Source organism: Vibrio caribbeanicus ATCC BAA-2122, assembly GCF_000165125.1.
GTDB classification, from domain to species: Bacteria; Pseudomonadota; Gammaproteobacteria; order Enterobacterales; family Vibrionaceae; genus Vibrio; species Vibrio caribbeanicus.
In genome coordinates, this window is sequence record NZ_AEIU01000002.1 from 76,965 (window position 1) to 89,111 (window position 12,147).

Consider the following 12,147-nt stretch of genomic DNA (forward strand, 5'->3'; position numbering starts at 1 on the left):
TGAAGTTATGCCTAACCGCATGATGCGTGAGATGTCCATTTGTCCATACTGGCTTTGTTTTCTTCAAGCCATTTATTTACCGCATCTTCTACCGACATTTTTTGATTATCGACTAGCATAGCGGCCATCGCAATTTGTCCGTTATCTAGTGAGAATGAGTTGATCGTATCTACAGCACACTGTGATTTTTCACTCAAACTTTTTGATATTGCAATTTTTAACCAACCACCAGTGGGATTGCCGCAGTCCCATTTAAATTTTGGGTTAACGCCCCAAGATGCTTTTTTCTCGCAATCGTCATCGTGTGCTGGGAACTCAACAAATTTTCCTTTGTATTTTGCTTCTACCCAATTCGGTGACCAGTTGAAGATCAGCAATGGTTTTTTCGCAGCAATGTACTTTTCAATCTTTTGATTGATCTCAGCACCATCTTTTAACTTGGCTACGTCAAACTGTAAATCTAGGGCTCTGATACGTGCAGCATCAGGTTTCTCCCAAGGCCCAGTGTAATAAATACCTTTTTTTCTGCCCTCAGCGAATACTTGATGGCAATTTTTCAACGCTTTCCAATCTGGCAAACCGGGGCAAACCTCTTCGGCGTAATCCGGATACCACCAGTCTTCACGAGTAGTGGCGACATGAGTACCACCTTCGACGATATTGCCAGCGTCAATTAACTGTTGGTACTTGGACGCCATTGACCCTTCCCAAACTTCAACCTGCACATCGCCTTGATCATTAGCAAGCTTGTACCACTGAGAGCGAGCGTCTGTGTAGACATATTCCACAGGAACATTGTTTTGCTCTAATAGTTTTCCGAGAACCTTGGTTAAAACTTGTTGGCTGGTCCAGTCAAGTGAAAGCATTTTGACTGGCTCTGCGCAAACTAGTGATGACGTCAATCCTGAGATAGCGCACAAAGCAGTAATTTTAAGATTATTCATGATAATTATTCTTTGAATAAAGATGATGTTCTGTAAGTTAAGAGTCTTAATACTCACTTTTCAAGCTGTAGCATGGTTTTTTGATATATTATTCCTCTCGTATTGCTCCGTTTCCTCCTAAATTTCTCAACAAATTAGTTGGTTATATTCGAGCAAAAATAAAAAAGTGTTAAGAGTATCAAAGCTCGAAAAGTATTCGAGGTAGAGCCCTGCATTTTGGAAACTTTAGATTGATATTCAAGCTATTTATGGTGTAATTCTACAGAACTCAGTCTGTGCTCGAGTAACCTCAAGGTGCTTGTTTCAGGGCGACAATTTGGTTTGCTGACCTAGTCATGGATTTAACACTGGCTTATTGTAAATCAAAATCGGTAACAAATCCTGTGAGTCGAGAAAACCCGCACTAGGGAGTGTGTTACAAAACTGATCCCTGCTGTAAACCACTTGGAAAGAGCTTGCGATTTTGCGGGGTTATTTATTTTAAACTCGATTTCGTGAAACCTCGGTGACGCCAGCGCCTTGAAGCCACCAGAGCACACGAATACATCAATGAATTAATAAGTTTGCGACAAGGAAGTTTTATGCGGACTCTATCAGTGCAGTGGAAAATTACACTTTTGGCTGGCTTTTGCCTCTTGGTTACCTCGCTCTCTCTTATCGGTTTTTCGATTTTTAATGCTTTATCCAACCAACAACAGATTAAGCAACAGAGTACTCAATCTGTGATCGTCAAGTCTGAAAAAATTGTAGAGACCCAAGCTCTATTGAGTGCAACAGAGGTCTCAGAGTATTTAAGTGAAGCCTTATACCGAGCAGAAATGCTCGCTTCGAGTACTTTGTTTCAGAAAAACTTGAGTGAAGAGAACTTTGGCGGCAGTGAAGAATTACGTACAGCGTTAGACGAAATGGTTCGACGCTCGGTGATTGATTTTACATCCATCCAAGGGGCTTATTTAGTATTTAAACCTTATATGCTGGATAATGAAGACAGTAATTATGTTGATGCTGAATATGTTGGCTCAAATGAGATTGGCCGTTTTGCCCCCTATTGGATGATTGATGGAAATGGGAAAGATGTTATCCCTAATGTACTAACTGAATCTGACTTGGCGAGTATCAAGAACAAAGAACGTTTTGATTGCCCTATGGTTCATAGAGCGCCATGTATCACCAATCCAAGAACGGTTGCGCAACAATCGGGGCAATTTTTAGCAAGCTCGATCTCTATTCCCTTGCTAATGGATAACTCTCCGATCGGCTTTTTTGGTATTGACTTGAGGCTTGATGGGTTGATTGAGGCAGTGTTAAATTCAGACCAACAACTTTTCGATGGCAGCGGTAATGTTAATCTTGTTAGTGAAAGTGGTTACCTGATAGCAAGCGATAATCCTTCAGCACAAACGGGTAGCTTATATCAGAGCTCTAGACTTTCCTCACTGAGTTTACAAACATTGCTTGCTGAGCAACAAGTTAAAAGCCAATGGAGCTCTGATGGTGAGTGGTTGAGTGTTTTTGCTCCAATCAAGATTGCTAATCAGACATGGGGTGTTTTGTTTGAAATGCCACGGTCGAGTGTTTTGGCTGATGCAAGAGCACTCGATCAAACAATAAGCCAACAGGTAGAGACAAGTGTCAAAACAGAGCTACTCGCTGGCATTTTATTGGTTTTGGCTGGGCTAGCAACAATAGCTTGGTCTGCAGCCCGCTTAGTCAAACCAATTCGTGATGTAGTATTTAGACTCAATGATATCGCCTCTGGAGAGGGCGATCTGACTCAGCGTCTCGAGGTTAAATCGCAAGATGAAATTGGTGAACTGGCTATCGGCTTTAATCTTTTTCTCGGTAAGTTACAATCTATCATTGGTGATGTGGTTGATACTACCCTGAAAATAGGTACAACTAGTAAGCAATCGCGTAATGCTGCCCAGCAAACAAGAGCAAGCAGTGACTCACAGTTCAGAGAAGTTGATTTGGTTGCGACAGCCTCTGAAGAGATGACTCAGACCGCGGGATTAGTGGTGCAGAATGCTGAGGTTGCGGTGAACGCCGCCAACAAAGCAAATGAGGCTGCTGGTGAGGGGCAAAAAGTGATCGAACAATCACAACAAGAGATGATGAAGCTTGTTGAAAGAATGACAGCAGCGGTACCCGTCGTTGAGGAACTAGCCTCGAATAATAGTAATATTACTGAAATATTAACAGTTATTGAAGGGATATCTGAGCAAACTAACTTGCTGGCACTCAACGCTGCTATTGAGGCCGCGAGGGCGGGTGAGCAAGGGCGTGGGTTTGCTGTTGTTGCGGATGAAGTTAGGGGACTGGCAAGCAGGACTCAACAATCAGTAGGTGAAATTCGCCAAGTGATTGAGAGCGTGCAAAAAGGCACTCATGATGTTGTCAAAGCAATAGAAGAGGGCAACCATTTAGCTAATGAATCGTCAGTCCATGTTGAGAATGCGGCCTTGGAGTTAAGGCAAATCTTTACTGCCATATCTTCAATAAACGACATGAATTCCCAAATTGTTAAAGCGGCAGAAGAGCAACAGGCGGTGTCGGCGGAGGTAAACCTAAATGTCAGTAATATCCGTGAACTTAGTGCGCAGATCCTCAGCCAAGCTGAGGGCTCAGAGTCTGTGAGTTCTACTATCGGTGATCTGTCACTCAAACAGCAACAACTGGTAAACCAATTTAGGGTTTAGTTATCAAGGTTCTATGGCAACAATAAAGAGCTCGGTTAGGCCGAGCTTTTTTTATGTTATTTTTCACGCATCGAAATACCAAAAGCCTCGCTGCAACAATTGAGTGAGTAACCTGAGATTTGATGGGTTGATTTCTATTGCCTCAATGCTGATAGCATCTCGATTACTCAGAGTGAGGGTTAATTCGGGATCATCACAGGCTATACATTCACCATTAATATAGACTTCTCTTAGGTTATCTTGATGATAGAGTACTTTCAGTCCTGCCATCTTGTAGATGTAGCCGCCAGCTTTTAGGTGCTCTTCGAGAGCATCTTCCTCAATGGCATGCTCTATTTCAACGTGATCTAATTGATGGCGAGATTGGCTCAATAGTGTGCCAATAACTTGATCAATATGTGCTGGTGAATCGAGTAATGATTTAAGCATCAGAGTGAGCTGTTCTTTATCAAGTGTCGATATCTCACCATGATTTGAACGTACCGCCATATCTGGGTTTATTAAGTGCGCGTCTCCCAGATCATTGCCGATAATGTAATCTGCGAAATGATTGAGTAACTCTTGTTGTTTTGGAGAACGGAAACCAATTGAGTAACTCATACTTGGCTCTAGAGTGTCCCCTTCGTGCGGAAAGCCTGGTGGAATATAAAGCAGATCTCCGGGCTCTAGAACTTGATCGATAATGGGATCAAAACCTTCGATCTGTCTCAGTGCCCCAGCTTGGATAGACTCTTTATATTGTCCTTGATCTCGTGCTCCTACTTTCCAATGTCTTTGACCACTACCTTGAACAATAAATACATCGTATTGGTCAATGTGAGGACCAACGCCCCCGCGTGGCGCCGAAAAGCAGACCATCAAATCATCAAACAACCATTGAGGCAGTTGTTTAAAGGGATCGAGTAAGGTCGCTGAGCCGGAATGCCAGTGATTACAAGCTTGCACTACCAACTGCCAGTGAGATTCTTCTAGGGAGGTAAAAAAATCTTCACTCAACGGACCATGAGTGACTGACCAACGACCTTGTTTGTTATTGATAAATCGTGAGTCAATATCACTTTCCATAGCTAAACCAGCCAGTTCATCGGGCGTGATGGGGTCAACAAAATCAATAAATGCATTTTTTATTACGATCGGTTTTTTGTGCCAATGTTGAGCTAAAAAAGTAGGGAGGTCGAAGTTTAATGTGTACATTACGAATCTATTTTCCTGAGTAAATCTGCTTCAACGATTTTGAGTGCTTTTAAAGCGGTCTCGGGATCAACTCCATTTGTCTCAAGTAGATATATGAGATCGACTGCTAACTTGATATCTTTTGGAGCGTCTTCAAGCTCCGACTTGTTTTCTGACATTAGGTTTTTCTCTCGATGTAATGAAGGTTTTTTTCGATGAGTAACTTGGCTTGCTGGCAGCGCCTCAACCTTGATTGAACTTGAATGAGCTTTTGTTGAGCACATTGTGCTTGCTGAGACTGCTCATAAGTCAATTCGGCTTCTTTTACCATCAGTAAAAGTCGCCTTTCCCATTCTTGATGTTGTTTTAGTTGTTCTGATAACTGACGAATTTGAACCTGTTGATCATTTTCGTAAGTAAATGAGGTTGTATTGTCCTCTAGTGTTTTTTCGATCGCCGTCATTTGATCGATCAACTTTTCTGCTAAATATCGAGCGCGATCGGATGTTGCTTCTGGCTGATGAATATGATTTTTCAATCCATTAAAGATAGCTTGCGTCTCTTTGATGCATTTAGCGATACTATTTCCTTTTTGATTGAACAATTGCTCATCATAGATTGGCTGGCTTTGATCGCGATCAAACAGATGATGTGTCTGTGCTCTTTGTAGAAGTTGTTCAACTTTCTCTGCTATTTTCTCTATCTTTAACATAGGAATTTCACATACCCATAAACCAAGCCTCTATAGCAAGCTTAATCGCAAGGATACTCACTACAGTGATAAATACGGGGCGAATAAATTTAGCACCGAAGCGGATTGCAGAATGTGCGCCAACAAATGCCCCTGCCATTAAGCAAGCACCCATAGTTAAGCCCAGTAGCCAATCAATATGTCCAAGAATGGCGAACGTGACTAATGAGGTAAAATTACTGGTAACATTCATGGCTTTCGCCACACCAGATGCGAGTAAAATGTTCAGCCTGTATAGCGCAATTGAGCTAACGGTCCAAAAAGCCCCAGTCCCTGGCCCTGCAACTCCATCATAAAAGCCAAGTGAAATACCTTGTATGTACTGTTTCCTTTGAAATTTAGGGCAAGGTTCCGGTACTTCGTCGTTGACGTTCTGAGGTGTTTTGTTTAATAAAGTATAGATAGCGGCGGCTAAAATAATAAGAGGAAGAATCTTTTCAAGCCATTGGGTTGAAATTTGATCAACGAATAAGGTGCCGAGAATTGCACCCGCTAAAGTAGCGAAAAAAGCGCGGTACCAACAACGAGGCTTAAAAAGTTTTTTTCGATAATAAGTGAACGCGGCCGTTGAGGACGCAAAGGTAGCAGCCAATTTATTTGTGCCAAGGGCAATATGCGGAGGAAGGCCCAGTGAGAGAAGCGTGGGTACTGTCAACATTCCACCACCGCCGGCTACAGCATCAATAAAGCCTGCTAGAAAGGCAACCAGCGCTAAAACCACAATCGTGGTTGGTTCAAAAAATTCCATATAGACTTCTTATTATTGAAGATACTTGGTAACGATACTTGGGTTATTCAATAACCCGTTTAAAAGGAGGTAGTGAATCGAGTAGTGCACTACCGTAGCGTTTTGTTACCAGTCGACGGTCAAGGATGGTCACTTTACCAGAATCTTGTTCTTTACGCAGCAGTCGTCCAACAGCTTGTATCAACTTTTTACTTGCTTCGGGCACGGCAATCTGCATGAAAGGGTTACCACCTCGACTTTCTATATATTCAGCATGAGCCTGCTCAACAGGAGAGGTTGGGACGGCAAAGGGTATCTTAGTAATGATCAAGTTCTCTAGTAGGGGCCCCGGAAGATCTAAGCCTTCAGAAAAGCTACCTGTGCCGAATAAAATGGAAGTTTTATTTTTATCAACAAGGCTTTTGTGTTTTTTGAGAATTTCAGATCGAGACTCTTTTCCCTGGATTTGTAGTCCCCAACCATTTTTTACAAATTCTGTCGACAGTGCTTCAGCTACCTTGTTCATTTGCCAGTATGATGAAAATAGAACCAAGTTGGCTTTACCTTCTCTGATGTGTTTTGGTAACTGCTCGGTTAATACATCGCTAAATTGAGGTGCCTGAGGTTCACACGCTATTTTAGGTATATAGAGTTCAGCTTGATTTTGGTAATCGAACGGAGACGCAAGGGCAAGAAAACGAACCCCTTCCTCGGGCTTATCACTTATTCCTGCTTGGCGGCAAAAAAAGCGAAACGAATTAAGTGCTCTCATTGTGGCAGAGGTTAAAACAGCGCCAATACAGCGACTCCATATCTGTCGGTCTAATTCCCAACCGACTTCTAGTGGGGAAACATTAACGATAAAGTCGGCATTATTTTCATCGCTTATTTCCAACCATCTCGCTAAAGGTGCACTTTTTTCGTTAGTGACTTGAGCCATAAGATTCCATACTTGTGCCAAGTTCTCCATTCTCTGAATATAGAAACTCAGCTCTGCGAGTGCAGGTTCAGCCAAGCGGTTGGCAAGTTCACCCTCTTTTACTCGCTCAGAGATAAGTTCAGCGATTTTTGCTACTGCTTGTGCACCTTTTTGAGATAGCGCTTTGAGTGTTTTTGCTTCCTCTTCTAACCAAGAAGGGAGCTCTCCGTTTTCGAATCGATAAATATTGTCTTCAAACAATGCCGCGTCAAACCTTCCTGAAAGTTGACTTAGTGTAGGAATAAGTTGCTGCACCGAATCTTGGAGCTCATTCCTGAAACGTGATACACGTCTTTCGTCAGTGAGGCTAGTAAATTTAGTGACAGATTGATTGAGTTTTTCTAGCCAACTTGCCGCACCCTTTAGGCTCGCGGCAGCAGAGGAGTGGTCACGCGCCACTTGAGGCAAATGATGAGCTTCGTCAAAAATAAAAATGGTGTTTTCTGGTTCAGGTAATATAACTCCGCCACCTAAGCCAGCATCAGCCATAACCAAACTGTGATTAGCAACAATAACATCTGCTTTGTCGAGTTCAGCACGTGCTTTTTGAAATGGGCAGTCTCTGTGGGCAGGTAGTGAATTATTACAGCTGTGTTTATCACTACTAATGAGTTTCCATATTCTATCATCTATCGGTTTCGGCCAGCTATCTCTATCACCATCCCACTTTTTATCTGCGAAAGCGCGATACAATCTTTTGAGAAGCTCAATATCTCTGGTTGAGGGTTTGTCGTCAAAAATCGCTAGCTGTAAGTTATCGTTTCCAGAAGCTGCCGAAAGTTTTTCAGCGCAGCAATAACGCTGGCGACCTTTAGCCAAGATAAAGGAAAACTCGGTATCTGTTATACGGCGATAGAGCGGCAAATCTTTATGAATAAGCTGCTCCTGCAGTGCAACGGTGGCGGTTGAAATGACCAATTTATGGTTATTTATCACTGCCACTGGAATGGCCGCCATAAGATATGAGAGAGATTTACCAATACCAGTCCCTGCCTCTGCAACTAGCATACGGTTGGATTTGTGATATTCGCCGCAAAGTGTCTTTGTTATCTCTGCCACTAGGTAATTTTGCGCTCGGCGGGGGACGAAGTTATCGAGCTGATGTTGAAGATTTTGGTAGCTAGTGCGAACTGATTTCTGAATTTTATTATTAATCATACGATGACCCAAAATGCAATTTGAGCATGATAACACAAATTAAGAATGACAACTTAGGTCACGTAACAATAACCTTATTAACTAAATCTAGATCTTGTTCACAAAAAAAACTGAACCTTCAATCACTTAGCGTTGTCCAGCGCGCTTTGGAATAATGTGCGAGTAAATTGGTAAAAATTAACATTTATATTTATTTTTTATCTTTAAATTCTAATTTAAACAGACAAAAAATCTAAATGACATTATTGTCCATAATTTAGGACAATAAGCGAATAGTTTAATAACTTGACTAAAAAACAATCTCAATTTATTTCAACTTGTTGTTTTTTAAAGTTTTTATGTTTTTTTATTAATTATTTTTAGAAGATTTGACACTTAGTGAATTCTTTTGCAAGCTAGGTATCGAAATTAACTGGCGTCGATTTGTTTCGTGTTAATAAATCGTCATCAAAAAACATAAAGGGAACCATTAAAGGATTCCCATTCTATAGAAAAGGCAGTGGATTATTATGAAAAAGACTCTAGTAGCTCTTTCAGTTCTAGCGGCAGCAGCTAACGTAAATGCTGGCGAAATTTATGCAACAGATGCTTCTAAAGTATCTCTAAAAGGTGAGATCGATGCATATGTTACTCAAAGCGACATCGAAAAATCTCAAGGAACAAGAGAAGAGAAAGATGCAAACGTAGTTACATGGGGAAAAATTCAACTTGATGCTGAGCACAAATTGAATGCTGACCTAACTGTTATGGGTTCTTTCGAAATTGAATCTTCTTCAGGCGCTGTTGATGGTACTGATAACAAAGCAGTGTTTGATGACATGTACGTTGGTATTAAGGCAGACTCTTGGACTGTAGCTGTTGGTGAAGTAGGCGACGTTGCTGATTCAACTGACGCTATCGAGAAAGGCGACATCACTAACGAAGGTAAATTCTTCGGTCACGCAGGTGGTCACCGTAGCGAGTCTAAAGGAAACGGCATCGTACTTAAAGCTGACCTTGCAGATAACCTAGTATTCGTTGCTGACGTTCACACTGTATCTGACAAAGACGTAGAAAATACAATCGGTGGCTCTCTAGACTGGGCAATCAACGACATGTTCTCTATCGGTGGTTCATTTGTAAGTGGTGAGCAAGCGAAAGACGTAGACTACCGCGTAGGTGGTGTAGCAGCTTCTATGACTGCTGGTGGCTTCATGGTTGCAGCAACTTATGCTCAGTTTGAAGGTGTAAATAGCTATGGCCTATTCGGTTCTAAATCTGGCACAACTAAGTTTGAATACATGGACGGTGATGCATACGGCGTAGCAGTTCAGTACACTATCGACAAAACTCGTCTATACGCAACTTATGACGTTATGGGGCTTGATGAAGTCACTAAAACTGGTGCAGATGCAAAAGGCGACACTACTAACCTAGTTGTTGGTGCTGAGTACTCTGTAATGGATAACCTAACAGTATTCACTGAGTACCAAACTGCTGACACTAGTAACGACTTCGACGGAGCATCAGTTCCAGGTCAAGCAACTGGTAAAGGCCTTGACGCTGACGTATACCTAGTTGGTGCATACTACACTTTCTAATCTAATTCGATTAGTATTATCAAGCCAACGCTCTTGCGTTGGCTTTTTCTATTGTAAAAAGGATAATTATCTTGAATATCATTAAGTCTTTTTGTATTTCCTCTATTGTTAGTATTATTTCTCTACCTGTTTTTGCAGTAGATATTGATTTGGCCAATGGTATTTCGATAGAAGCAGTCAATGGTCAAGCGTATGATGAAAGTAAGACGCAAATTGAATCGGGTGAGAATCAATTTGTTTTTGAATTTAATGGCGACTTGAACCAAGGCACAAAACGTAAACGCTATTCAGCACGCCCTTATATCGTGATGCTCGACTTAAAGGATGTGAAAACACTGAAAGTCGATCTGCTGAGCCGACGTTATCGCACAGTAGAACGCAATGTAGATAAAAAAACGGCCATTTTTCAGTTCGAACTGGATGGAAAAGCGGTAAAAGATACTCAAGAACTCTTACCTCCTAAACATGGTGCCTTTCCTTATGCAGACATTCCCGCGTTGGTGGTTAAGTATAACCAAGACAATGGATTGGCGTTTGATTCAGGCCGAGTTGTTGAACTCAAAGAAGAGCTTGCTAAGCTTAAACAACTGAAAACTCCTTCTAATACCGTTGCCAAACCATCCGTTAAGTTGTCAGGTGTTAATGAAACAGAGAATACGCTTGAGCTGAAACTTTGGTATCTAAAAGCAAGCAAAGAAGAGCGTAAACTCTTCAAGCGTTGGATGATAGAACAAGACTAGCCATAGAATTTAAGAGGTGCAGATTTGACTATCTGTACCTCACCTTGGCTGCATGAAATTTTCTGAGTTGTCCAATGCATTCTCTATCGCTGCTAAAAGGTGATAAATATTTTCTGAGGAAGAAACGTAGGGGGGCATAACATAGATGAGCTTTCCAAATGGTCTTATCCACACTCCCTGCTTAACAAAGCTGGCTTGTATCCTTTCCATATCCACCGGCAGCCTAGTTTCTACCACACCAATGGCGCCAAGCCACCTCACATCTTGAACTATTTTATACTCTCGCAGCTTAGGTAATTCGTTTGCAAAAATATTCTCTATCATGTGGGTTTGCTGTGACCACTGATTGTTTTTGAGAATATTAAGGCTCGCCAAAGCGACTGAGCAGGCAAGGGGATTAGCCATAAACGTAGGGCCGTGCATAAAGCACCCAGCCTCTCCACGGCACACGGTATTGGCAACTTCTTTGCTTGTAAGAGTTGCTGCCATCGTCATGTAACCACCGGTAAGCGCCTTTCCTACACACAAAATATCAGGGGCGATTTGCGCATGTTCGTAGGCAAATAGCTTTCCTGTACGCCCAAATCCAGTCGCAATTTCGTCCAATATGAGCAGTACTCCATATTGGTCACATAATTTACGGACTCCTTTAAGAAACTCAGGGTGATAAATTCGCATTCCTCCCGCGCCTTGGACAATCGGTTCAAGAATAACAGCGGCAATGTCTTGATGGTTGTGTACAAGCTTATTTTCAAAGTCATCAAGATCACTTTTATTCCAAACACCCCAAAAGTCAGAGTTGGGAGAGTCAGCGAAGATGTGTTCAGGTAAAAAACCTTTGTATAACGAGTGCATTGAGTTGTCTGGATCGGTAACAGACATAGCGGCAAAAGTATCACCGTGATAGCCATCGCGTAGCGTAAGAAACTTTGATTTAGGTTGATCTTTTGAGTGCCAGTACTGCAGCGCCATTTTGAGGGCAACTTCTACAGAGACAGATCCAGAATCGGCCAAGAAAACATGCTGCAAGTTATTAGTTACTAGAGATAAAAGCGTTTTACATAACGCGACCGCCGGCTGATGAGTAAGCCCTCCAAACATGACATGGGACATCTGGTTGATTTGTGTATGAGCGGCTTGATTGAGCTTAGGATGATTATAACCATGTATTGCTGACCACCAAGAGGACATACCGTCAATAAGCTTCTCCCCATTCTCAAGGTGAAGATATACGCCTTCTGCTCGTGTAACCGGGTAGCAGGTCAGAGGTGTCAGCGTTGAGGTGTAGGGATGCCATATATGGCGGCGGTCAAACTCAAGGTCGATACAATTTTCTTCTAAATGCATTGTGTATTTTTTGCTCAAATGTAAACCATGGGAAAATTAATTCGTTGAC

At 42.0% G+C, this 12,147-nt stretch carries 10 protein-coding genes; 3 read left to right on the forward strand and 7 right to left on the reverse strand.

The window, feature by feature from the left end; translation table 11 throughout:
* Positions 1–11: 11 nt before the first annotated feature.
* Positions 12–944: an ABC transporter substrate-binding protein gene (locus RH40_RS00345; protein ID WP_009599239.1), complete on the reverse strand. Its 933-nt coding sequence runs from the start codon at positions 942–944 to the stop codon at positions 12–14.
* Positions 945–1,525: 581 nt separating this feature from the next.
* Between RH40_RS00345 and RH40_RS00350 the strand changes: the two genes are divergently transcribed.
* Positions 1,526–3,643, forward strand: a complete 2,118-nt coding sequence (locus RH40_RS00350; protein ID WP_009599240.1) for a methyl-accepting chemotaxis protein — start codon at positions 1,526–1,528, stop codon at positions 3,641–3,643.
* Between the two features lie 63 nt (positions 3,644–3,706).
* On the opposite strand, the gene RH40_RS00355 is transcribed toward RH40_RS00350, so the two are convergent.
* The 5 genes from RH40_RS00355 to dinG are packed head-to-tail and all read right to left on the reverse strand — an operon-like array spanning position 3,707 to position 8,431.
* On the reverse strand, positions 3,707–4,837 hold the full coding sequence (locus RH40_RS00355) for a cupin domain-containing protein (protein ID WP_009599241.1): 1,131 nt from the start codon (positions 4,835–4,837) through the stop codon (positions 3,707–3,709).
* Positions 4,837–4,995, reverse strand: a complete 159-nt coding sequence (gene rsmS / locus RH40_RS00360) for a pleiotropic regulatory protein RsmS (protein ID WP_009599242.1) — start codon at positions 4,993–4,995, stop codon at positions 4,837–4,839. Before rsmS ends, RH40_RS00355 begins: the two co-directional genes overlap by 1 nt.
* Positions 4,995–5,528 carry a primosomal replication protein PriC gene (gene priC / locus RH40_RS19985; protein WP_009599243.1) on the reverse strand — a complete coding sequence of 178 codons (534 nt, stop codon included), beginning with the start codon at positions 5,526–5,528 and terminating at the stop codon, positions 4,995–4,997. Before priC ends, rsmS begins: the two co-directional genes overlap by 1 nt.
* Positions 5,529–5,535: 7 nt before the next feature.
* A complete protein-coding gene (locus RH40_RS00370) occupies positions 5,536–6,315 on the reverse strand; it encodes a sulfite exporter TauE/SafE family protein (protein WP_009599244.1) in 780 nt (259 codons plus the stop codon).
* A gap of 43 nt (positions 6,316–6,358) precedes the next feature.
* Positions 6,359–8,431, reverse strand: coding sequence for an ATP-dependent DNA helicase DinG (dinG, locus tag RH40_RS00375; protein WP_009599245.1), 2,073 nt, complete (start codon positions 8,429–8,431; stop codon positions 6,359–6,361).
* A gap of 509 nt (positions 8,432–8,940) precedes the next feature.
* On the opposite strand from dinG, the gene RH40_RS00380 reads away from it, so the two are divergent.
* Positions 8,941–10,011, forward strand: a complete 1,071-nt coding sequence (locus RH40_RS00380) for a porin (RefSeq protein WP_009599246.1) — start codon at positions 8,941–8,943, stop codon at positions 10,009–10,011.
* A gap of 71 nt (positions 10,012–10,082) precedes the next feature.
* The gene (locus tag RH40_RS00385) at positions 10,083–10,751 is read left to right on the forward strand and encodes a DUF2057 family protein (protein ID WP_009599247.1); all 669 of its coding nucleotides are present in this window, start codon (positions 10,083–10,085) and stop codon (positions 10,749–10,751) included.
* A gap of 39 nt (positions 10,752–10,790) precedes the next feature.
* Here RH40_RS00385 and bioA read toward each other — a convergent pair whose 3' ends face one another.
* Positions 10,791–12,077 carry an adenosylmethionine--8-amino-7-oxononanoate transaminase gene (gene bioA, locus RH40_RS00390; RefSeq protein ID WP_039953918.1) on the reverse strand — a complete coding sequence of 429 codons (1,287 nt, stop codon included), beginning with the start codon at positions 12,075–12,077 and terminating at the stop codon, positions 10,791–10,793.
* Positions 12,078–12,147: the final 70 nt, after the last annotated feature.